Here is a 22,385-nt window from a genome sequence, read left to right as displayed (position 1 = left end):
TTTTAATCTTTCTAGTTATTTGAATTGGAGGTTTTTTTTTGTTTTATCAACTGTTAAAAAATAATTTTAAAGATATTTTTGGATCAAATAAATATAAATTCTCCTTATTAATCATGATTTTCCTTTTTGGGATAGATATTTTTGTATCTGTCTATCAAAAATTCAATATGCCTTATTTTGATAAGTCTCATTTGAGCTTTTCTCTATATTTCTGGCTTGGTACGAATGATTCGGTTATTAGCGGGATGTTAATATTATTATTTGCTTTAATTACTTGTTTACCTTATAGCACAAGTGTATTAGAAGAAAAGAAAAGCGGTTATTTTCAGTTTGTTATAACTCGCAGTTCTGCAATCAAATATTTTGGAGCAAAATTGATAACATCATTTATTAGCGGTGGTTTCTTGTTTATTTTTCCATTTTTATTATCATTCATACTTATGGCAATAATGTTTGGGGATAACTTAACAAGCGGACAATTTGTTGAAAACTATCATCTGTTTCATCAAATTGCGAGGTATCATCCAAATATATACATGTTAATATACATATCCATTTTGTTTTATTATGCAGGATCTTTTGCAATTCTAGGCGTATGTCTATCCACTTTTTTAAAGAATAGGTATTTAGCATATTTGTCTCCATTTCTTATTGTTTTAGTTCTAGAACCTGTATTTGAAATTTTTTATCCACAGTTATCACCAATATTATTAATGAATCCTATTCAATCAATTACGGGTATTTCGATATTTTATGTTTTAGCAGTGCCATCTTTCGTTTTAATAGTATCTTTAATAGGCTGTTTTATTGGAATGAAAAAATATGTCCAGAAATAATTTTTTGTATTACATTCTAAAAATAAATCGCAAAAAGATAGTATTAAGTCTTATATCTTTAATGTTGTTGAATATGAGCGTGTTTTATAATAATACAATTAACGAAGTAACAAATATTAGCATAATTAGAGTGCTTTCTAATATATTAGGCTCACCTACAAGTTTTATAACAGTGTGCATTTTTTTATTAAATATGAATAGCTGGCATTTTTCGAATTACGTTGTTTCGCGCTTCAATAACAGAAAGATTTTTTTTCGATTTCTATTATTGCTTGTTCTGTTAAGAGCTACTGTATTTTTAGTATTGTCAATAATAACAACGATCCTTACTGCATTGATTTTAAAACCTAATATGTTTATGAATAGCCTCCAGATGGTTAATAAAAATGAAATCATGCAAATCATATTTTTGTTAGTAGGATGGTTAATGATTTTATTTATTGTGCAACTGATTATTTTAATGTTTGAATTGATCTCGCCTACTTATGGAACTTTAATTGGTTCAGCTGTTGTACTTTTGATTTTATTTAATGATATATACGACTCTTTTTCTATTTTATTCATTCAAGCAATAGCTTCAACCTTTGATTATTCACTTTATACGTTGTTTTATGATAGGTTGTATCTTTTAATTGTGATTGTTTTTCTGACCTTAATTTGCTTGAAATTAACAAAATCTTTTCAAACATTGAGGAGATAACAAAGAATGTATTTATATGACATGAAAAATGTTTGGAGACAAAATAAATGGCCATGGATTTTTTGGCTTGTTGTTAATATTTTTTTGCTGTTTCTGATTGTCAGCAGCCTTCAAATGATTAATATTAATTTAGTTTGGGAGTCAATAATGGGAAATAGAGTTTTTTCTTTACCTTTCCCTTATTTCTTTATTTGCGGCTTTTATTTGTTATTAAACGGCAATTATTTATATTATCAACGAAGCAACATGGTTTCTCTCACCCTTACTAGATTTACATCAAGAGAACGTTGGTTATTCGGTAAATTGCTTTACACTATATTATTATGTTTTATTTATTGTCTGTTACTGATTTTATTAGTGCATATAGCGGTTTTTTTAAAACACGGAAGTTTTAACTATAACAATGCTACAATCTGCACCTTTTTTACAGTGTTCTTAACATTTGTAATTTGTGGTATATGTCAGTCTGTATTGACCTTAAGGGTAAAACCTATACTGTCCTTCATTATAGTTTACGGCTTGTTGATACTGCCAGTTTGGGTAAACATTCCTTTTCCAGGTAAATACTCTTTTGTCAGTTACGCGTTTGGGCAATATGTTCAGCATAGTTATTTGCTTTTCTTTTTTTTTACAATCATAGTTTGGGTATTTTTAGCGATAAGGAGAATTGGTCGCCAAAACTTTTTCTAAAGGAGAACAATATGTCTTTTTCATTAAGTTTAGAGAATGTAACAAAAACGTTGAATTCCAACAAGGTAGTAAACAATGTTTCACTACGTTTAGCATCAGGAAAAATATATGGATTTAGAGGTTCTAACGGTTCAGGAAAATCAATGCTATTCAGAGTTATTTCTGGACTCCTAGTGCCGGACAATGGTGTTATAACTGTGAATGGGGAAATTTTACATAAGGATATTTCGTTTCCGGAGAGCATGGGAATTGTTATTGAAAATCCAGAATTTGTTCCTCATTTAACTGGTAAACAAAATTTAAAAGTACTTGCATCTATAAAAAAGAAGGCTACAGATGCAGATATAGACCATGCCTTAGAAGTTGTTGGTTTGGACAAGAATGACTCAAGAAAATATAAGAAGTTTTCATTGGGAATGAAACAACGATTAGCTATAGGCCAAGCTATAATGGAAAGTCCGGATCTCCTGATTCTTGATGAACCAACAAATGCACTGGATGAAGCAACGATTGAACGAATTAAGACATTTTTGAATGAATATAAAAAAAGAAACAAGTTAATTCTTATTTCAAGTCACGATAAATATTTTCTAGAGTTAATTAGTGATGAAATATATGAAGTAAAAGAGGGACGCGTAACTGCTCCTAGTAATGTTGATTAATTATAAAAAATATAAAAACACCATTTCTTATTAACTAAGAAATGGTGTTTTTTCTTACATAAATGAAAGTAAAAACGGCGCTGCGCAAAGCGTCATAATCGCAGCTAAGATCATTGACACGCTGGAAATCGTACCGGACACAGAGCTGAGTTCAAATGCCTTTGACGTTCCCGCTCCGTGTGCGCTTGTGCCGAGCAGCACGCCCCGCGCAATTTCATTATCAATGCGGAAATAGCGGATGACCATCGGGCCGATCACTGTGCCTAACAAAGCGGTCAGAATCACAAACACGGCTGTAACTGCAGGCATTCCGCCGATCATTTCAGATACGTTCATGGCGATCGGCGTTGTGACTGATCTCGGGACGAGGCTGTCAATTAAGCCGGTGCCGAGGTTAAGCCATTTCGCAATAAGAGCGGTTGAAATAATCGCGATACATGAACCGACGGCCACATTCAAAATAATTTCCACTGCGTATTTCTTTAAAACAGGGAAATATTTATAAAGCGGGATCGCGAATGCCACGGTGGCCGGCTGAAGCATATCGGTCAGCAATCCGCCGCCGAGATTATATGACTCGTACGGGACATTCACCAGCAGCAGCAGACCGACTAACACAGCGGGCGTCACCAATAGCGGCGACGTATAGACACGCGGAAAGCGTTGATATACCTTTTTTGCTCCTATATACACCAAAACTGTTAAAAACAAACTTACAATTCCGATGAACACGTATGTTTTTTCTCCTTTCTTTTTGCAATGATTTGTGTAAGCGTTCCTGTAGACACCATCACGACAAATGTGCTGATGATGACAACAAGCAGAATGCTGACACCAAATTTCGACATAATGTCTCCGTATTCAATCACTCCGACGGCAGACGGGATAAAAAATAAAAGCAGCTCCCCGAGAAGCCACGCCGCGCCAAGCTCTATCCATTCAAGCTTGATGATTTTAAAGTGTAATAATGTGAAGAGTATCACAATCCCAATTATACTGCCGGGAATATTTATATGAAGAAGGGCTGTCACCCAATTAATCAGCCGAGCAAATATAAATAACAGAGCGATTTGAATAACGGTTAGCAACAGTTTTTTCATATTGATGCCTCCCTTATATTCATATTGTACATAAGGTCTCTCTATAGGTAAAATATATATAAAGAATAATAAGTATTCCTTTTGTCTATAGAGAGGGTGAAACACATGGATATCCGCCATTTAACATATTTCTTGGAAGTCGCCCGTTTAAAAAGCTTTACGAAGGCTTCCCAATCCCTTTATGTTTCTCAGCCGACGATATCAAAAATGATCAAAAATTTAGAAGAAGAACTCGGGATTGAACTGTTTTACCGAAACGGCAGGCAGGTGGATCTGACTGACGCCGGCCAGAGCATGTATGTGCAGGCGCAAGAAATTATTAAATCATTTCAAAACCTGACGTCAGAATTAAATGATATTATGGAGGTCAAGAAAGGGCACGTACGGATTGGACTGCCGCCGATGATCGGATCGGGGTTTTTCCCGAGAGTGCTCGGCGATTTCCGTGAAAACTATCCGAACATCACCTTTCAGCTAGTCGAAGACGGTTCTATAAAAGTCCAAGAAGGTGTTGGGGACGGTTCACTTGATATCGGCGTTGTCGTTCTTCCTGCAAACGAAGACATCTTTCATTCGTTTACAATCGTGAAAGAAACCTTAATGCTTGTCGTTCATCCTTCCCACCGGCTGGCAGACGAAAAAGAGTGCAGGCTGCGTGAGTTGAAGGACGAGCCTTTTATTTTCTTCAGGGAGGATTTTGTCCTGCACAATCGAATTATGACGGAATGTATCAAAGCTGGATTCCGGCCTCATATCATTTATGAAACCTCACAATGGGATTTTATCAGTGAGATGGTATCCGCCAACCTTGGAATCGGGCTTTTGCCGGAACGAATCTGCCGGGGACTTGACCCGGAAAAAGTGAAAGTCATTCCGCTTGTCGATCCGGTCATCCCTTGGCACCTCGCCATTATTTGGAGAAAGGACCGCTACTTGTCCTTTGCGGCCAGAGCCTGGCTCGAACATACGAAATCGTATTTATGGGACCCAAAAAAAGAGAGTAAAGGATGATGCAAACATGGATGCACAATCAGCAGCAAAACGTCTCACTGCTGTCCGCCAACATAGCCCTCTGGTGCACAGCATAACCAATAACGTCGTAACGAATTTTACAGCAAACGGCTTGCTTGCCCTCGGCGCATCACCTGTTATGGCGTACGCGAAAGAAGAGGTTGCCGACATGGCGAAGATTGCGGGTGCACTTGTTTTAAATATCGGAACGCTGAGCAAGGAAACAGTTGAAGCGATGATCATTGCGGGGAAGTCAGCCAATGAACATGGTGTTCCTGTCATTCTTGATCCTGTCGGCGCCGGAGCAACACCGTTCCGTACTCAATCGGCGCGTGACATTATTCGTGAGGTGCGCCTCTCTGCGATCAGAGGAAATGCTGCGGAAATTGCCCATACCGTCGGTGTGACCGATTGGCTGATCAAAGGTGTTGATGCGGGAGAAGACGGAGGAGACATCATCCGGCTGGTCCAGCAGGCGGCACAAAAGCTAAACACAGTCATTGTAATTACCGGCGAAGTGGATGTGATTGCCGACACGTCAAACGTATATACCCTTCATAACGGCCACAAGCTGCTGACGAAAGTGACAGGCGCCGGATGCCTGCTGACGTCTGTTGTCGGTGCGTTTTGCGCCATAGAAGAAAATCCATTGTTTGCTGCTATCGCTGCCATTTCTTCGTATGGGGTCGCAGCTCAGCTTGCCGCACAGCAGACAGCTGACAAAGGTCCGGGAAGCTTTCAGATTGAATTGCTGAACAAGCTTTCATCTGTTACTGAACAAGACGTCCAAGAACTGGCGACAATAGAAAGGGTGACTGTCTCATGACACGTATTTCTCGGGAAATGATGAAAGAGTTATTATCTGTTTACTTCATTATGGGGTCAAACAATACGAAAGCCGACCCTGTCACAGTTGTACAAAAAGCGTTAAAAGGCGGCGCCACTCTGTACCAGTTTCGTGAAAAGGGCGGGGATGCGTTGACAGGAGAGGCGCGGATTGAATTTGCTAAAAAAGTGCAAGAAGCCTGCCGTGAAGCCGGTATTCCTTTCATTGTCAATGATGATGTGGAGTTGGCTCTGAAACTGAAGGCTGACGGTATCCATATCGGCCAGGAAGACGCCAACGCAAAAGAAGTAAGAGACGCTATAGGTGATATGATTCTTGGCGTTTCCACCCATACAATGTCTGAGGTAAAGCAAGCCGAAGAAGATGGCGCGGATTATGTCGGACTCGGGCCAATCTACCCGACAGAAACAAAAAAGGATACGAGGGCTGTACAAGGTGTATCTCTCATCGAAGCGGTCCGCCGCCAAGGCATCGACATTCCAATTGTAGGCATCGGCGGCATCACAATCGAAAATGCCGCACCTGTTATCCAAGCGGGGGCCGACGGTGTCAGTATGATCAGCGCCATTAGTCAGGCGGAGGATCCAGAGGGTGCCGCGCGAAAGTTTCATGAAGAAGTTCAAACGCCAAGAAGATAAACATTCTTCATTCCTTCAAAAGGCTGTTCTATAAAGGACAGCCTTTTTGCTTTATATCAGGTTTTCAGACCTTTAAATTTTAATTTACTAATACCAGGGGCTGACTATGATTATGGTATGAAATGATAATCATTTTCAATTATAGGAGAACCGTGATGACTCGGGGGCTGGCGCTTATTTTATTCAGCTTGTTGATGGTTTCCGGTTCCGCTATGCATGCGGCTAATGATCCGATTGCTTCCCTCATGGCGAATGTGGAAGGCTCCGAAGCTGTTTATCACACAGTAAAAAGCGCGCTTGTTAAAGATCACCCTGACCTGACGGAAAAACTGGATACGGAGTTCAGCGATTTTGAAGTTTTAATGGCAAAATACAAAACAAATGATCAGTCCTATACGTCTTATGATAAATTAAGTGAAGATCAAATCAGAGAGCTGAGCACAAAGCTGACGACTCTTTCTGAAACCATGTCGAAGATTGCGAATGTGCTATAAAAGGAGTTTTGTAACAGCATGAGCGATGAACAGAAAAAGCCAGAACAAATTCATAGACGGGACATCCTAAAATGGGGAGCGGTGGCAGGTGCGGCCGTTGCGATCGGTGCCAGCGGACTCGGCGGCCTCGCTCCGCTTGTTCAGACTGCGGCTAAGTCATCAAATAAGGATGAAAAAGAGGATGAGCAGGTCGTTCCGTTTTACGGAAAGCATCAGGCCGGAATTACAACTGCCCATCAAACGTATGTCTATTTTGCCGCGCTGGATGTAACTGCAAAAGAGAAAAGCGACATCATTACATTATTCAGAAACTGGACAGTTCTGACACAGATGCTGACGTCTGGAAAGAAAATGCCGGCTGAACAGAAAAATCAATATTTGCCGCCGCAGGATACAGGTGAATCTGCTGATTTATCCCCTTCCAACTTAACGGTTACATTCGGATTCGGGTCTGACTTTTTTGAAAAAGACGGAAAGGACCGTTTCGGGCTGAAAAACAAAAAACCGAAGCACCTTGCCGCTCTTCCAGCAATGCCAAATGACAACCTGGATGAAAAACAGGGAGGCGGAGACATCTGCATTCAAGTATGCGCAGACGATGAACAAGTGGCGTTTCACGCGCTGAGAAATCTGCTGAATCAAGCGATCGGCACCTGTGAGGTCCGCTTTGTGAACAAAGGGTTTTTAAGCGGAGGAAAAAATGGAGAAACGCCGCGCAACCTCTTCGGGTTTAAAGATGGAACAGGCAACCAGAGCACGGAGGATGACACCTTGATGAACTCGATCGTGTGGATTCAGTCCGGTGAGCCTGACTGGATGACGGGCGGCACCTATATGGCTTTTCGGAAAATCAAAATGTTCCTTGAGATATGGGACCGTTCTTCCCTCAAGGACCAAGAGGATACCTTCGGCCGCAGAAAAAGCTCGGGGGCGCCTTTCGGCCAGAAAAAGGAAACAGACCCCGTGAAGCTGAATCAAATCCCGTCAAATTCACACGTCAGCCTTGCGAAATCTACGGGAAAACAAATTTTGCGAAGAGCTTTCTCTTACACAGAAGGACTTGATCCGAAAACCGGCTATATGGATGCGGGTCTCCTGTTTATCAGCTTTCAAAAAAATCCCGACAATCAGTTCATCCCCATGCTTAAGGCCCTTTCGGCCAAGGATGCATTAAACGAATATACGCAAACAATCGGTTCTGCTTTATATGCATGCCCAGGCGGCTGCAAAAAAGGAGAATATATTGCCCAGCGTTTGCTGGAATCATAGAAGAAGCCTTTATCGGCTTCTTTTTAAAAAAACATTTGTAACTTTAATTGTTACAGTTTAAAATCAACTTATACGAAAGGAGATTATCATGACAGTACACATCAAGGTTTATTCAGATTACGTCTGCCCATTTTGTTTCATTGGAAAAGCCGCTTTTGAAGAAGCGATAAAAGAAAAGGATGTTGAAGTCGAGTGGATGCCGTTTGAACTGCGCCCAAGCCCATCTCCACAGCTTGACCCGGTCAATGATCCTTCCAAACAGTACATGTGGCAGACAGCGATTCAGCCAATGGCGGACAAATTAGGAGTCGAGATCAATTTTCCAAACGTTTCGCCTCATCCATATACAGATCTGGCGTTTGAAGGCTTCCACTTTGCAAAGGAATACAATAAAGGACATGAATACAACACCCGTATCTTTCAGGCATTTTTCCAAGAGGGCCAAAATATCGGCGACATTGACATCTTGACGAAGCTTGCCGAGGAAGTGGGATTAGACAGAGCCTCATTCAAATCCGCACTTGAAACAAGGACATATCAGGACGTGCAGCGGCAAGCCTTGAAGCACGCCTACGAAGAGGCGGATATCACTGCCGTTCCTACCTTTATCATTGGCGACACTGTGATACCGGGTGCTGCCGGCAAGGACGTATTTGAAAAAGCAATTTCTGACGAACAGCAGAAATAGGAAGGAAAAAGCTCTCTATAAAGAGAGCTTTTTTACTCCTGTTCCATATGAATGCCAGTATGTGCCTTCACCTGTATTTCCGCAAACGTCTCTTCATCAACTGTTTTATTTGACGAAAGCACCGTTCCGAGCCATGCACCGAGGAAGCCGAGCGGGATGGAAATGATGCCCGGATTAGAAAGCGGGATGAACGGATTGCCGGTAAATATAGCTCCTCCGGACGGGTCCCACACACTAGGGCTCATCGATACAAGCACAAGCGCGCTGATCAGGCCTGTCAGGCTGCCCCACAAAGCGCCTGTAGCATTGAATCTCTTCCAGAAGACCGTAAACACAATCAGCGGGAGGTTTGCGCTGGCCGCCACCGCAAACGCAAGTGCGACAAGGAACGCCACATTTAAGGACTGTGCAAAAATTGCGAGGAGAATCGAGAGAACTGACACGGCGACAGATGCCCATCTGGCCGCTTTCATTTGTTCTTTCTCAGTTGCTTCTCCTTTTCTGATAATCTGGCTGTAAATATCATGGGCAAATGCTGAAGCGGCAGACAGCACCAAGCCTGTCACCACTGCTAAAATGGTAGCAAAGGCGATGGCTGATACAAACGCGAACAGGAAATCTCCCCCGAGTGCTTTCGCTAAAAGCGGAGCCGCCATATTTCCCGCTTGATCAGCCGCCGTAATCGCCTCAAAACCGACAAACGCAGCGGCGCCAAAGCCGAGAAACACTGTCATAATATAAAACACACCGATAATCCATGTCGCTGACACAACGGATGTCCGGGCTGTCTTGGCATCCTTAACGGTATAAAACCGGATCAAAATATGCGGAAGCCCGGCAGTTCCCAGCACGAGGGCCAAGTTTAACGACAAGGTCTCAAGCGGCACCTTGTATTTATTTCCGGGGTTTAAGAAATCAGCGCCAAGCGGAGTTGCTGTTTTCATCTGCTCAAACATGGTATTAAGGTTAAAGCCGAATTTCGAAAACACGATGATTGAAATGACGAGTGTTCCGGCCATCAGCAAAACGGCTTTAATAATTTGAACCCAGCTTGTCGCGATCATGCCGCCAAACACGACATAAATGGTCATCAGCACTCCGACAATAAGGACGGCCACGGTATAATCCAGCCCAAGCAGCAGTTTGATCAGCGCGCCCGCTCCCACGAGCTGGGCGATCATATAAAAAGTAGAGATGGCAATGGTATTGAGAGCCGCGACGCCGCGGATTTTCTTTTCTTTAAATCGAGCCGCAATCATGTCTGCCATCGTGTACTTCCCAAGATTCCGAAGCGGTTCTGCCACGATGTACAAGACAACGAGATAAGCCACCAGAAACCCGATGCTGTAAAAGAATCCATCAAATCCATATAAAGCAATCATTCCGGCAATCCCGAGAAACGAGGCCGCGGACATGTAGTCGCCGGCAATTGCCAGTCCATTCTGAACACCGGTGAGCCCGCCGCCCGCCGTATAAAACTCACTCGTCGTTTTCGTCTTCTTCGCGGCAAAATACGTGATAATAAGCGTCAGGCCGACAATCGCTAAAAATAATAGAAAAGCAGTCATATTCATGTCTGTTCACCCTTCAGATCTTCCTTTAAAGCGCTTACATAACGATCGAAATGAGCCGCCCTTCGGGAATACACCGTACTCAGGATCCAGGTCATGGCGAATTGGGCGATGGCAAACAGCCAAGCCCATGAAACAGCTCCAATGGCCGGCGCATTCAAAAAGGTGAAATAAGACGTCAAAACAGGAAGTGAAAAATAAAAGACAAAAAAGAAAATCGCAGAAGGAACTATAAAAGCGCGTTTCTGCTTTAAGAAAGCTTGAAAAGACGGCGTTGCAGCAATCTGTTTGTAATCAGCTTTGTACATGGCTTTCCTCCTTTTATTCGCTGAACGTAAGCAAAAAGGTACACCAATAGGTATGTACTGAAAGTCTGATTTATGCTGAATAACATCTGGAGGGTGAAAAAAGAAGGAGGTCGTGAAAAGGTGAACATAGTGGTATAAGACAGGCGAAGGTTTTCCAGCTCGGCCGCGTTACGCGAGTTTGCTTTCAAAACCTCACCGAATGCAGCTTGTTCTCAGCAAAGCTGCTGTTTACCAGAGCCCGGTTAATAGATGTTCGCATCACCTCTTTATGACAATGCATGTGCCAAGAGGTGATCGCATCACCGGCTGTCTGTCTTATGTTAGCTGACACACCGTTTGTCCTCAAGCTCGGCGCAGCAATCGCTTTCGAATAGAGGATATGGTGAAAACTCAGATCAGATGATAGAAAAGCCAGAGGTAATAGATCCGCCTGTTCGGATTAGTCTTGGCGGACGGTTTGTTTGTGATTATTCTTTCTCAATGCTGTCTCAGATTCTAAAAACTGCCTCACATCACGAATGCCTAACCCAATGGATCTAGCTTCTTGCATTAACATATGCCAATCTTTGTCCAAATCTTTTTTAACATGAGTTTTCATAGTAACCTCCAATTGTATAAAATGTTTTCCTGCAACATGCGGGCAATAAGGATGAGCCGGCGCGATGATGAGGCGAGTACAACAAATTTCACACATAGTTGCTCGGTGTTCACAAACTGAAGGAAAAACCACCTACCTATTCCCTAAAAAAATGACTAATATAACCAATGAATCTTATTTATAATAATAAACAATTAAATACTGACTGGATAGTATGTAAATGAAAATAAATCATTCAGCCTATTAAAAATGACCCCGGGGGAACCGAATAGCACAAGCTTTCAAAGAAATAAATACCGCTAAAGATTGATCCGTTGTAAGATAAGGGTAATCATACCGCCTGGAGAAAAATATGAAAAAAAACAAATTTCAAATTAAAAGAGAAGCAACATTTGAAAGTTTTATAGACGCTGGCTTGAATTTGTTGATTGACCGAGCGTATGATCCGGTTTCTGTAGAGGATATCAGCAGAGCAGCCGGGTACAGCAAAGGAGCATTTTATGTTCATTTTGTCAGCAAGGAGGATTTTCTGCAGCATCTCCTCGAAAAACGCCAGATGAAAAAAGAGATCATCATAGGGTATCTCGATCAAATGGAGCAGGTCTCAGTGAAACCGCTGACATTGGACGAGGCTGCAAAACATGCCGCAGAGCTGCTTTATTCCTATTACATAAATAAGCCGTCGTGGGAGATTACCTCATTTGCCATGAATATGCCGACATACAAAGTCCTTCAGAAATGCAAGGCCTATGTCCGGCTGTACGAATTGTGGGTGGAAGAAAATGCGTTATATATTAAGTGGCTGAAGGAGAGAAAGCTGATTGACGCCTGTATTGATCCGGAATATACGGCTAAAATAATATGTGCAGTGCTCGACGGGGTCATCAAACAATCGTATGTATTCGGCCAGCCTGCCACATTCCGCAGTTTTTTAGACGCTCTCTCTGTTTTTTTTACTCTGGATAGAGAGCACGTGAGCCCAAGAATTTTGAAAAGTTTTTCAGAAAGCGAGGAACATCTGTGAAGTATAGAGAAATGATTATGTACATCATTATGGGGGTTTTCACAACCATTGTGAACATCGCCAGCTTTTATATATTGGTAGAGATCATGAATATGGATTACAAAGCCGCTACTGTCGCCGCTTGGATTTTGTCCGTGCTGTTTGCTTACATAACAAATAAATTATATGTATTTCAGCAAAAAACACATGACTTGCAGAGCCTGATAAAAGAGATCACTGCCTTTTTCAGCGTTCGGGTCCTGTCTCTCGGCATAGATTTAGGCATGATGATCATTCTTGTCGGCCAGTTCAATACAAATGAAACCCTGGCCAAAATACTTGACAACGCGGTGATTGTTGTCGTTAACTATGCCGCAAGCAAATGGCTCGTCTTTAAAAAGACAAAAGAAGAAGGGGTATGACAGGGGACAGCAGCCTATGATCTACAGTTTTCACTGAAGACATAAGGGGAAATAAAAAAATAAAACAATGAAAGGTGATTGCACATGCGGGAAGAGCTAAAGGGGATATTTGCAAGTGTATTCGGAGAAAAAGAGGGGTTACGGTTTTTTTTCGCACCTGGAAGAGTGAATCTGATTGGAGAACATACAGATTATAACGGCGGGCATGTGTTTCCGTGCGCGCTGACAATGGGTACATATGCTGCTGTTGCAGAAAGAAACGACGGGGTTGTCCGGATGTATTCAGACAACTTTAAAGACGTAGGGATCAAGGAATGCAGCCTAGACGACATCCGCTATCAAAAAGAAGACGACTGGGCGAACTATCCGAAAGGCGTCATTTATGAATTTCAGCAAAGGGGCTATTCAGTTCCCCATGGCTTTGACATTGTGTTTTCAGGGAATATTCCAAACGGAGCGGGACTGTCGTCTTCCGCTTCTATTGAATTGCTGATGGGAGTCGTGCTCCAAAGCTATTTTCATCCTGAAGTGGATCCCCTTGAGCTTGTGAAAATGGCTCAGCATGCGGAAAACACATTTATCGGTGTCAATTGCGGGATTATGGACCAATTTGCAATCGGAATGGGGAAAAAACACCATGCGATGCTGCTGAACTGTGACACGCTGGACTATGAATATAGCAAACTCGATGTCTCAGGCCTCGCGCTGGTCATCGCGAACACGAACAAAAAAAGGACATTGGCAGACTCAAGCTATAATACGAGACGCCAAGAGTGCCATGACGCCTTGCTTGACCTGCAAAAAGCACTTGATATTGCCTCGCTGGGCGACATCAAGCCCTCTGATTTCGACGCGCATTCCAGCTTGATCCAAAATGAAACGAACAGACGCCGGGCAAAGCACGCCGTATACGAAAATCACCGTGCTATCAAGACGGCTCATATGTTCAAGGAAAATAATATAGATGAAATCGGGCGATTAATGAAGGAATCCCACCTTTCACTGAAGGATGATTATGAAGTGACATGCCCTGAACTTGATGAGCTTGTGTTTGCGGCGTGGGACCACGAAGGTGTGATTGGCTCAAGAATGACGGGAGCAGGCTTCGGCGGCTGCACCATCAGCATTGTAAAAGATGCGTTTGTTGATGATTTTATCCAAAAGGTCGGAGACAGATATCAAGAAAAAACAGGGCTCAAAGCGGATTTTTATGTCGCTGATATCGGAGAGGGAGCGAGAGAGCTAAAGGGGGAGTGACACATGAGTATCATTGAACATCTGGAACAGCTGCTGGAGTATGGACTGGAACGAAAACTCATTTCGATCTGGGATCGGGAATATACGAGAAACCGCCTTTATGAAGCGTTGGATATCAAACATCCCGAGCCGGTCTCTCACACTTGCATCAAGCAGGCACAAAGCCTGCCGGACTTGCTTGCTCCTATTTACAAATGGGCTGCGGAAACCGGCCGGATGGAAGCGGATACAGACACATACCGTGACTTGCTCAGCGCAAAGCTGATGGGATGTTTCGTACCTGCTCCGTCTGAGGTCATACGCAAGTTTGAAGAGACAAAAGCATTATACGGTCCAAAACAGGCAACAAAGGAATTCTATCAATATTCAGAGGATGTCTATTATATCCGGTCTGACAGGATCGCCAAAAATGTTCATTGGACGGTGCCGACCGAATATGGCGAGTTGGAAATGACTATTAATCTATCAAAGCCCGAAAAGGACCCGAAAGCGATTGCGGCTGCAAAAGAGCAGGTGCAGACAAATTACCCGATGTGTTTGCTGTGTAAAGAAAATGTCGGGTTTGAGGGAAGCGTGAACCATCCAGCCCGCCAAAATCACAGAATCATTCCGGTCATCCTTAAAGACGAACAATGGTACTTGCAGTTTTCGCCCTACGTCTATTATCCGGAGCATTGCATTGTCTTAAAGGGTGAGCATGAACCGATGGAAATCAGCAGAAAAACATTTGAAAGACTGCTGTCATTTCTTGGGCAATATCCGCATTACTTTATTGGTTCAAACGCAGATCTGCCAATTGTCGGCGGCAGCATCCTAAGCCATGATCATTTCCAAGGCGGGGCACACGATTTTCCGATGGCGCGTGCAGAAGCGGAAGACGTTTATGAATTAAATGATTATCCAGGCGTGTCGCTGGGCTTAGTGAAGTGGCCGATGTCCGTGCTCAGGCTCCAAGGAGACAAACCGGATCATGTCGCCGAAGCTGCTGATCATCTATTCCGCACGTGGCAAACCTATTCCGATGAAAAATCCGGCATAGCCGCCTATACAGGCGATACGCCCCATAATACGGTCACGCCGATTGCGCGGCGCAGGGGAGACTTGTATGAACTCGATATCGTGCTGAGAAACAATCGGACGGATGAGGAGCATCCATTAGGAATATTTCATCCTCATCAGGAAGTTCACCATATTAAAAAAGAAAATATCGGCCTGATTGAGGTCATGGGATTGGCGATATTGCCGGGCCGTTTACAGAAAGAGATGAAAGAAACGGCAGCGGCGCTATGCTCAGCTGATCCGAAATCAGCTTTAGAACAAAATCCGCTCACAGCAAAGCATAAGGAGTGGGCTCTTCGGATGATGGAAAAAAGAACCATAACAAAAGAGAATGTGGATCTAGTCATAAAGGAAGAGCTTGGACATGTATTTGCGCGCATTCTTGAACACGCCGGTGTATTTAAACAGACAACGGAAGGAAAACAGGCCTTCAGAAGATTTATCGACCATTTAGGCGTCAAACCAGTCAAAAGCCTCAACCGCTAGGGTTGAGGCTTTTCCAATTTTTTCGCAAAACAAATGCCCAAAGCGCTGATGCTTTGGGCACTGTTACTTTTATCCTCTTTTTCTGGCTAACAGGCTTACTAGAAATACAACAATGGCTGCGCCGATCACCGCTGGAATAATAGCAAATCCGGCTAGATTCGGACCCCATGTACCCAGCAGCCCGTGTCCGATCCACGCACCGATAAGACCCGCGATCATAGACCCGATAATTCCGCCAGGCATATCTCCTTTAACAAACAGGCTGCCAAGCCATCCGATAATAATAGCGACGATAAGGGAAATAATAAAACTCATCATACAACACATCCTATTTTATATTTATTTGCTTATATCATTCCTCTTTTTTGTATAAGATAAACAATTGGATGCTCTCATAAAAAATGGGAACAGTTCAGAGCATATCGCCGCTCTATTAAGCCTTTTCTTAAAAAATTGGTTGCGTTAAAATGGTAGCCGTGTGAAAAGATGCTAGACAAGGAAAAAATAATTCCTTTCTAGAAAGTTTAACAAAATGAAACTTTTGATTGACCTAAGTTTTTTATTGTGGTAAACCTTTATTTGTCAGAATTAGTTCTTCATCATCTTTCTTTACTTATATGCGGAAATAACTAGAAACTTTTCATCTTAAGCGATAGATGTGAATAAAGTTGGAGCAATTTTTGTCGATTTTATGACATTTAAGCGAAAATGGGATGAAGTTTATAAAAAAATAAAGCTAATAAGTGAACTTTTTGATAGCATAACAAAGTAGAGAAAAGATTTTGAGGAAGTATGCACTTCAGATTTATTACATCAATAGGAAGGATGGTGATCTTCTTGTTCAGAGCATTAAAACCATTACTTGTATTAGCGCTGTTAACTGTGGTTTTCGTCCTTGGGGGATGCAGCAATGCTTCAGTACTAGATCCGAAAGGGCCTGTGGCTGAACAGCAAAGTGATTTAATCCTGTTATCTATCGGATTTATGCTGTTTATCGTCGGGGTTGTCTTTGTTCTATTTACCATTATTTTAGTAAAATACCGCGACCGTAAAGGCAAAGATAATGGATCTTATAACCCAAAAATTCACGGTAACACGTTCTTAGAAGTAGTCTGGACAGTGATCCCAATTTTAATCGTCATTGCACTTTCTGTGCCAACCGTACAGACGATATATTCGTTAGAAAAAGCTCCTGAAGCAACAAAGGACAAAGAACCTCTTGTTGTTCATGCTACTTCGGTAGACTGGAAATGGGTATTCAGCTACCCTGAACAGGATATTGAAACGGTCAACTACTTAAACATTCCTGTCGACCGCCCAATCTTGTTCAAAATTTCATCTGCAGATTCAATGGCTTCGCTTTGGATTCCTCAGCTTGGAGGACAAAAATACGCGATGGCAGGAATGCTGATGGATCAATACTTACAGGCTGATGAAGTGGGAACTTATCAAGGCCGTAACGCGAACTTCACAGGCGAACATTTTGCCGACCAAGAGTTTGATGTAAATGCAGTAACAGAAAAAGACTTTAACAGCTGGGTGAAAAAGACTCAAAACGAGGCTCCTAAGCTGACAAAAGAGAAGTATGATCAATTGATGCTTCCTGAAAATGTGGATGAATTAACGTTCTCTTCTACGCACTTAAAATACGTTGATCACGGACAAGACGCAGAATACGCGATGGAGGCCCGTAAACGCCTTGGCTATCAAGCCGTTTCACCGCACTCTAAAACAGATCCATTTGAAAACGTAAAAGAAAATGAATTTAAGAAGTCTGATGATACAGAAGAATGATATTGATCAGGAAAGGAGGAAGCCCGCATGAAATTCAAATGGGATGAATTTTTCGTAACAGGTGACCCATTAATTCTGGGCGCACAAGTTTCCATCGCACTATCTACCATTGCCATCATTTTTGTACTGACCTACTTCAAGAAATGGAAATGGCTCTGGTCTGAATGGATAACAACTGTTGACCATAAAAAACTCGGAATCATGTATATTATATCTGCTGTAATTATGCTATTCCGCGGCGGTGTCGACGGTCTGATGATGCGTGCCCAGCTAGCGCTTCCGAATAACAGTTTTTTAGACTCAAACCACTATAATGAAATTTTTACGACGCACGGTACGATCATGATCATCTTCATGGCGATGCCGTTTTTAATCGGTCTTATTAACGTTGTTGTACCTCTTCAAATCGGTGCTCGCGACGTTGCATTTCCTTACTTGAACAACCTGAGCTTCTGGACGTTCTTCGTAGGGGCGATGCTTTTCAATATTTCTTTCGTAATCGGAGGTTCTCCGAACGCAGGCTGGACAAGTTACATGCCGCTTGCAAGTAACGACATGAGCCCTGGACCGGGTGAGAACTACTATCTCCTCGGACTTCAGATTGCCGGTATCGGTACGCTGATGACAGGGATCAACTTTATGGTAACAATCTTAAAAATGAGAACAAAAGGCATGACACTGATGCGTATGCCGATGTTTACATGGACAACACTGATCACAATGGTTATTATCGTGTTTGCGTTCCCTGTACTAACAGTAGCTTTAGCACTTTTATCATTTGATCGTTTGTTCGGTGCTCACTTTTTCACATTGGAAGCAGGCGGTATGCCGATGCTTTGGGCAAACTTGTTCTGGATTTGGGGACATCCTGAAGTATATATCGTTATTCTTCCGGCATTCGGTATTTTCTCTGAGATTATCTCAAGCTTTGCAAGAAAACAATTGTTTGGTTACACAGCGATGGTTGGTTCTATTATCGCCATCTCCGTATTGAGTTTCCTAGTTTGGACTCACCACTTCTTCACAATGGGGAACAGTGCGTCCGTTAACTCTTTCTTCTCAATTACGACAATGGCGATCTCGATTCCGACCGGGGTTAAAATCTTTAACTGGCTCTTTACCATGTATAAAGGCCGAATTAGCTTTACAACGCCTATGCTGTGGGCGCTTGCGTTCATTCCTAACTTCGTAATCGGCGGAGTTACAGGGGTTATGCTTGCGATGGCAGCAGCGGATTATCAATACCATAATACGTACTTCCTTGTATCTCACTTCCACTATGTGCTGATCGCAGGTACTGTATTTGCTTGTTTCGCCGGATTTATTTTCTGGTATCCAAAAATGTTCGGCCACAAGCTGAACGAAAGAATCGGAAAATGGTTCTTCTGGATCTTTATGATCGGGTTCAATATTTGTTTCTTCCCGCAATATTTCTTGGGGCTTCAAGGCATGCCTCGCCGTATTTACACATACGGACCGAATGACGGCTGGACAACATTGAACTTTATTTCAACTGTCGGAGCTTTCATGATGGGTGTAGGATTCTTAATCCTTTGCTATAACATCTACTACAGCTTCCGCTACTCAACTCGTGAAATCAGCGGAGATTCATGGGGTGTGGGACGCAGTCTTGATTGGGCGACTTCTTCTGCGATTCCGCCGCACTACAACTTTGCGGTGCTTCCTGAAGTCAAATCTAAAGATGCATTCCATCATATGAAAGAAGAAAAAACCGAGTTATACCCTGAAAGCAAATTCAAGAAAATCCATATGCCAAGCAACTCTGGCAGACCGTTCTTTATGTCTGTTGCCTTCGGTATCGCCGGCTTTGGACTTGTCTTTGAATGGTACTGGATGGGCGTAGTCGGATTGATCGGAGTCCTGCTCTGCATGGTTCTGCGTTCATTCGAATACGACAATGGCTACTACATTAGTGTTGATGAAATAAAAGAGACGGAAAGAAAGATTTCCGAATAAGGAGGCGTGAGTTATGGAACATGCAGAACACGGCAATTCTAACGCGCCTATGGAATATCAATCTGAAACCGGAAGACTTAATATTCTCGGGTTTTGGATCTTTTTAGGGGCAGAAATTGTGTTGTTCTCAACACTATTTGCAACCTTCTTCGTTCTTCAAAACAGAACAGCAGGAGGTGTCTTACCGGACGAACTGTTTGAAGTGAATCTGGTAATGATTATGACGTTCTTGCTGCTTATCAGCAGCTTTACCTGCGGGATCGCTGTTCATGAAATGCGCCGCGGAAGTTTAAAAGGCGTAGTCATTTGGACAATTATCACTCTTCTTCTCGGTGCCGGCTTCGTCGGATGCGAGATCAACGAGTTTGTCCACTATGTACATGAAGGAGCATCTCTCGGTACAAGTGCGTTCTGGTCTGGATTCTTTGTTTTACTTGGAACTCACGGAACTCACGTAACGATCGGTATTTTCTGGATCATAGGAATTCTGATTCAGTTGAAGAAACGCGGCTTAACTCCGCAAACTTCATCTAAAATCTTTATCTCAAGCTTGTACTGGCACTTCTTAGATGTTGTATGGATTTTCATCTTTACAGGTGTCTATCTCATGGGATTGGGGGGTCTGTAAAATGGCAAACAAATCTGCTGAACACAGTCACTTTCCATGGAAGCACATTGTAGGTTTTGCACTGTCTATCGTTTTGACCCTGCTGGCTCTATGGGTTGCAGTGTATACTGACCTGAGCTCATCAGCAAAACTTTGGATCATTTTCGGCTTCGCCTTCATCCAGGCGGCGCTGCAGCTTCTCATGTTCATGCACATGACAGAGAGCGAAAACGGCGGTATCCAAGTCGGAAACACGCTGTTCGGATTCTTCGGCGCGATCGTTATCGTACTTGGATCCATCTGGATTTTCGCAGCTCACTATCACCATGGTGACCATATGGACGGAAATCCTCCTGGAGGCGCTGAACACTCAGAGCATTCAGGTCACAACGAATAATACAAAAACCCTCTTCGTTAGAAGAGGGTTTTTATTATTAGCAAAATCCCAAAACGAAATTTGTTTTGGGATTTTATCATTTGTTCAGCGTGATTGAAAACATGAAGTCTAGGACTGACGAGCATTGGAGCACAGCGAATGTAGCAATTCGTGAGCACCAACGCGCAGGACTGACAACGAATGCGAGGATTTGTCGACAAGCTGAAACCCTCTTCATTAGAAGAGGGTTTTTTGCTGTCCTCAGCTGCTTCGCTTTCTGCGAAGATATGGAAGACCGTAAATGATAAACGCGGCGATATGAGCGACAATGACGTTGACGGCAAACAAGATAATCATGAGAGTGTGTCCGAGTGGAGAAAGGCTTTCTGTTGCGTAAAAGAAGAAGAATACCCACATTAAGATGATTGGCGGAATAGCTGAGAGTGCGACTTTTTTGTTATCAAGCCATATAAAGAGAGGTGTTGCGCTGGCAACCAGTAAGTAAGCAAAAAACATGTCCATCATACCCGTCTCCTTTCATTTTGTGATAACGTTTACAAAAATGAAATAGAGGAACTGAGTTGTGTCTGTTTTGTGATTGTTTTTTGAACATTCTGTTACAATTATTATACCATGTTTTCCAGAAATTGATACAGGTTTTTGTGGAATTGGTCTGGACCTATCGTCTTATTTTTAAGTTCATTTCGCTAGGAGAATGTACGGAGCTTTTTTAAAAAAACAGGGGGGATGCAGATGTATCAGGTAGTCAAGCTTGAAAAAGAGACTGGCGAGAAGTGATCCGCATGTCTGAATATGCTTTTCAGAAAGAACTTAGTGATGAGGAACGAGAAGATAAAGTAAAAGCTTTAGAGAACCATTACATCATCGGAATCAAAGAACAAGAGAAACTCCTCTTTAAGCTTCACATCATTCCCTTTTCTGTGATGTTGGAGGAACAGGAGATGAAGATGGGCGGTATTGCCGGGGTGGCAACCTGGCCTGAATACAGAAGAAAAGGTACAGTAAAGGAGCTTATTCTAAACGCTTTAACGGTCATGAAGAAAGAAAACCAAATCATCAGCTTTTTGCATCCGTTCCTGATCTCCTTTTACCATAAATTTGGCTGGGAGCTCTGTTTCTATCAAAAACGCCTGATCTACCTTAAAGAACAGTTTCAAAAGCTAGGCGATGTCTCTGGGTACGTGAAGAGGCTTTAAAAAGATGAAACAGATGCAGTGAATGCTATCTATAATCAGTACAGAACGAAGCATAATGGGCTGATGAAACGTTCAAAGGAGCATTGGACAGAGAAGGTCCATGGGATGAAAGCGATGTATATCTCTGAAGATGGGGTGCCCTGTGGATATCTTGTGTATGACATCAAAAATAAAACGATGCGAGTTAAGGAATTTGTTTATTGTGAACAGAGAGGCACAGAGAGGCTTGTGGAATTTTATTTGCCAGCATGATTCGATGCTGAATGAAGTGGAACTGACTGTACGGATGGAGGAAGATCTTGATTTTTTAACTGTCGAACCCCGAGTCAAACAAGACATATATCCTTATAGTATGGCACGCATCGTTGACGTTGAAGGTTTTTTTCGGGAATATCCAAAATCTCGCATGACAGCACCCTTTGACTTTAAGGTTACGGATCAATGGGCCCCATGGAATCAACAGACTTTCCGCGTCGACTCGGAGCAAGTGCAGATCATTCCAGAAGAGTCATCAGACCATCTAATAGAATGCAGCATATCTTCTTTAACCGCTTTCTAGGCGCCAGAAATGCCCGTTTCCTTTATGAAACAGGCATGATAAATAGGCCGGTATCGGAAATCAAACGGCTTGATGATGTTTTTCAGTCAAAACCTCCATTTCTTATGGATTTCTTTTAACCCCTGATTTAAAAGGGGTTATTTTCATTTGAAAAGTTTTGTGTCAATCGAAACATTTCGGTTTATGATACGTCATATTTCGTGTAGCTGAAAAAGC

Annotated in this window: 26 protein-coding genes and 1 pseudogene; 20 read left to right on the top strand and 7 right to left on the bottom strand. The window is 42.5% G+C overall.

Annotated elements, in window-relative coordinates; translation table 11 throughout:
- The first annotated feature begins 38 nt into the window (after window positions 1–38).
- The 3 genes from Q5C82_RS02340 to Q5C82_RS02330 all read left to right on the top strand — a co-directional run bounded on the left by Q5C82_RS02340 (window position 39) and on the right by Q5C82_RS02330 (window position 2,888).
- A complete protein-coding gene (locus Q5C82_RS02340; protein WP_003222215.1) occupies window positions 39–836 on the top strand; it encodes an ABC transporter permease in 798 nt (265 codons plus the stop codon).
- 706 nt (window positions 837–1,542) lie between these two features.
- Window positions 1,543–2,226, top strand: a complete 684-nt coding sequence (locus Q5C82_RS02335; protein WP_003222212.1) for a hypothetical protein — start codon at window positions 1,543–1,545, stop codon at window positions 2,224–2,226.
- Between the two features lie 11 nt (window positions 2,227–2,237).
- Window positions 2,238–2,888, top strand: a complete 651-nt coding sequence (locus Q5C82_RS02330) for an ATP-binding cassette domain-containing protein (RefSeq protein ID WP_003222210.1) — start codon at window positions 2,238–2,240, stop codon at window positions 2,886–2,888.
- 54 nt (window positions 2,889–2,942) lie between these two features.
- Here the strand turns inward: Q5C82_RS02330 and Q5C82_RS02325 are convergent, their stop codons facing one another.
- Together Q5C82_RS02325 and Q5C82_RS02320 are read right to left on the bottom strand one after the other, a co-directional pair.
- A complete protein-coding gene (locus Q5C82_RS02325) occupies window positions 2,943–3,620 on the bottom strand; it encodes a CidB/LrgB family autolysis modulator (RefSeq protein ID WP_003222208.1) in 678 nt (225 codons plus the stop codon).
- Window positions 3,602–3,988, bottom strand: coding sequence for a CidA/LrgA family holin-like protein (locus Q5C82_RS02320; protein ID WP_003222205.1), 387 nt, complete (start codon window positions 3,986–3,988; stop codon window positions 3,602–3,604). The genes Q5C82_RS02325 and Q5C82_RS02320 overlap by 19 nt, the downstream gene beginning before the upstream one ends.
- 105 nt (window positions 3,989–4,093) lie before the next feature.
- On the opposite strand from Q5C82_RS02320, the gene Q5C82_RS02315 reads away from it, so the two are divergent.
- The 6 genes and pseudogenes from Q5C82_RS02315 (at window position 4,094) to Q5C82_RS02290 (ending at window position 8,935) form a co-directional block, all read left to right on the top strand.
- Window positions 4,094–4,999, top strand: a complete 906-nt coding sequence (locus Q5C82_RS02315; RefSeq protein ID WP_003222204.1) for a LysR family transcriptional regulator — start codon at window positions 4,094–4,096, stop codon at window positions 4,997–4,999.
- A 7-nt stretch (window positions 5,000–5,006) separates the two neighbouring features.
- Window positions 5,007–5,825, top strand: coding sequence for a hydroxyethylthiazole kinase (gene thiM / locus Q5C82_RS02310; protein WP_003222202.1), 819 nt, complete (start codon window positions 5,007–5,009; stop codon window positions 5,823–5,825).
- Window positions 5,822–6,484 carry a thiamine phosphate synthase gene (gene thiE / locus Q5C82_RS02305; protein ID WP_003222200.1) on the top strand — a complete coding sequence of 221 codons (663 nt, stop codon included), beginning with the start codon at window positions 5,822–5,824 and terminating at the stop codon, window positions 6,482–6,484. The genes thiM and thiE overlap by 4 nt, the downstream gene beginning before the upstream one ends.
- Window positions 6,485–6,726: 242 nt before the next feature.
- Window positions 6,727–6,978, top strand: a pseudogene (locus Q5C82_RS02300) (iron transporter); the annotation flags it as partial.
- An 18-nt stretch (window positions 6,979–6,996) separates the two neighbouring features.
- On the top strand, window positions 6,997–8,247 hold the full coding sequence (gene efeB / locus Q5C82_RS02295) for an iron uptake transporter deferrochelatase/peroxidase subunit (RefSeq protein ID WP_003222196.1): 1,251 nt from the start codon (window positions 6,997–6,999) through the stop codon (window positions 8,245–8,247).
- An 88-nt stretch (window positions 8,248–8,335) separates the two neighbouring features.
- Entirely contained in the window at window positions 8,336–8,935 is a 600-nt protein-coding gene (locus Q5C82_RS02290) for a DsbA family oxidoreductase (protein ID WP_003222194.1), read from the top strand.
- A gap of 32 nt (window positions 8,936–8,967) precedes the next feature.
- Here the strand turns inward: Q5C82_RS02290 and Q5C82_RS02285 are convergent, their stop codons facing one another.
- From Q5C82_RS02285 to slrA, 3 genes are all read right to left on the bottom strand, one after another.
- Entirely contained in the window at window positions 8,968–10,509 is a 1,542-nt protein-coding gene (locus Q5C82_RS02285) for a cation acetate symporter (protein ID WP_003222192.1), read from the bottom strand.
- Entirely contained in the window at window positions 10,506–10,814 is a 309-nt protein-coding gene (locus Q5C82_RS02280; RefSeq protein WP_003222190.1) for a DUF485 domain-containing protein, read from the bottom strand. The genes Q5C82_RS02285 and Q5C82_RS02280 overlap by 4 nt, the downstream gene beginning before the upstream one ends.
- A 439-nt stretch (window positions 10,815–11,253) precedes the next feature.
- On the bottom strand, window positions 11,254–11,412 hold the full coding sequence (slrA, locus tag Q5C82_RS02275; protein WP_003222186.1) for a transcriptional regulator SlrA: 159 nt from the start codon (window positions 11,410–11,412) through the stop codon (window positions 11,254–11,256).
- Window positions 11,413–11,764: 352 nt separating this feature from the next.
- Here slrA and Q5C82_RS02270 point away from each other — a divergent pair, with 352 nt between their 5' ends.
- The 4 genes from Q5C82_RS02270 to galT all read left to right on the top strand — a co-directional run bounded on the left by Q5C82_RS02270 (window position 11,765) and on the right by galT (window position 15,639).
- The gene (locus Q5C82_RS02270; RefSeq protein WP_003222184.1) at window positions 11,765–12,436 is read left to right on the top strand and encodes a TetR/AcrR family transcriptional regulator; all 672 of its coding nucleotides are present in this window, start codon (window positions 11,765–11,767) and stop codon (window positions 12,434–12,436) included.
- Window positions 12,437–12,453: 17 nt separating this feature from the next.
- On the top strand, window positions 12,454–12,837 hold the full coding sequence (locus Q5C82_RS02265; protein ID WP_032727269.1) for a GtrA family protein: 384 nt from the start codon (window positions 12,454–12,456) through the stop codon (window positions 12,835–12,837).
- An 84-nt stretch (window positions 12,838–12,921) separates the two neighbouring features.
- Complete coding sequence (locus tag Q5C82_RS02260) at window positions 12,922–14,094, top strand: galactokinase (RefSeq protein ID WP_003222180.1); 1,173 nt, start codon at window positions 12,922–12,924, stop codon at window positions 14,092–14,094.
- Between the two features lie 3 nt (window positions 14,095–14,097).
- The gene (gene galT / locus Q5C82_RS02255; protein WP_003222177.1) at window positions 14,098–15,639 is read left to right on the top strand and encodes a UDP-glucose--hexose-1-phosphate uridylyltransferase; all 1,542 of its coding nucleotides are present in this window, start codon (window positions 14,098–14,100) and stop codon (window positions 15,637–15,639) included.
- A gap of 69 nt (window positions 15,640–15,708) precedes the next feature.
- On the opposite strand, the gene Q5C82_RS02250 is transcribed toward galT, so the two are convergent.
- Complete coding sequence (locus tag Q5C82_RS02250) at window positions 15,709–15,954, bottom strand: GlsB/YeaQ/YmgE family stress response membrane protein (protein WP_003222176.1); 246 nt, start codon at window positions 15,952–15,954, stop codon at window positions 15,709–15,711.
- A gap of 513 nt (window positions 15,955–16,467) precedes the next feature.
- Here Q5C82_RS02250 and qoxA point away from each other — a divergent pair.
- From qoxA to qoxD, 4 genes are read left to right on the top strand one after another with little or no spacing between them, the layout of a single operon-like run.
- Complete coding sequence (gene qoxA / locus Q5C82_RS02245; protein ID WP_079996670.1) at window positions 16,468–17,433, top strand: cytochrome aa3 quinol oxidase subunit II; 966 nt, start codon at window positions 16,468–16,470, stop codon at window positions 17,431–17,433.
- Between the two features lie 27 nt (window positions 17,434–17,460).
- Entirely contained in the window at window positions 17,461–19,410 is a 1,950-nt protein-coding gene (gene qoxB, locus Q5C82_RS02240; protein ID WP_003222173.1) for a cytochrome aa3 quinol oxidase subunit I, read from the top strand.
- Window positions 19,411–19,423: 13 nt separating this feature from the next.
- The gene (gene qoxC, locus Q5C82_RS02235) at window positions 19,424–20,038 is read left to right on the top strand and encodes a cytochrome aa3 quinol oxidase subunit III (protein ID WP_003222171.1); all 615 of its coding nucleotides are present in this window, start codon (window positions 19,424–19,426) and stop codon (window positions 20,036–20,038) included.
- 1 nt (window position 20,039) lies between these two features.
- The gene (gene qoxD / locus Q5C82_RS02230) at window positions 20,040–20,414 is read left to right on the top strand and encodes a cytochrome aa3 quinol oxidase subunit IV (RefSeq protein ID WP_003222169.1); all 375 of its coding nucleotides are present in this window, start codon (window positions 20,040–20,042) and stop codon (window positions 20,412–20,414) included.
- A 240-nt stretch (window positions 20,415–20,654) separates the two neighbouring features.
- Here qoxD and ywcE read toward each other — a convergent pair whose 3' ends face one another.
- Window positions 20,655–20,918 (bottom strand): spore morphogenesis/germination protein YwcE, encoded by a 264-nt coding sequence (gene ywcE, locus Q5C82_RS02225; protein ID WP_003227411.1) that lies wholly within the window; start codon window positions 20,916–20,918, stop codon window positions 20,655–20,657.
- Window positions 20,919–21,196: 278 nt separating this feature from the next.
- Here ywcE and Q5C82_RS02220 point away from each other — a divergent pair, with 278 nt between their 5' ends.
- The 3 genes from Q5C82_RS02220 to Q5C82_RS02210 all read left to right on the top strand — a co-directional run bounded on the left by Q5C82_RS02220 (window position 21,197) and on the right by Q5C82_RS02210 (window position 22,169).
- Window positions 21,197–21,610 carry a GNAT family N-acetyltransferase gene (locus tag Q5C82_RS02220; protein ID WP_032727270.1) on the top strand — a complete coding sequence of 138 codons (414 nt, stop codon included), beginning with the start codon at window positions 21,197–21,199 and terminating at the stop codon, window positions 21,608–21,610.
- A gap of 63 nt (window positions 21,611–21,673) precedes the next feature.
- Entirely contained in the window at window positions 21,674–21,862 is a 189-nt protein-coding gene (locus tag Q5C82_RS02215) for a hypothetical protein (protein ID WP_268377981.1), read from the top strand.
- Window positions 21,813–22,169 (top strand): sterol carrier protein domain-containing protein, encoded by a 357-nt coding sequence (locus Q5C82_RS02210; protein WP_232502616.1) that lies wholly within the window; start codon window positions 21,813–21,815, stop codon window positions 22,167–22,169. Before Q5C82_RS02215 ends, Q5C82_RS02210 begins: the two co-directional genes overlap by 50 nt.
- Window positions 22,170–22,385: the final 216 nt, after the last annotated feature.

The sequence above is a fragment of the uncultured Bacillus sp. genome (genome assembly GCF_958411575.1).
Classification (GTDB): domain Bacteria; phylum Bacillota; class Bacilli; order Bacillales; family Bacillaceae; genus Bacillus; species Bacillus spizizenii.
This window is presented reverse-complemented; position numbering and strand designations above follow the sequence as displayed.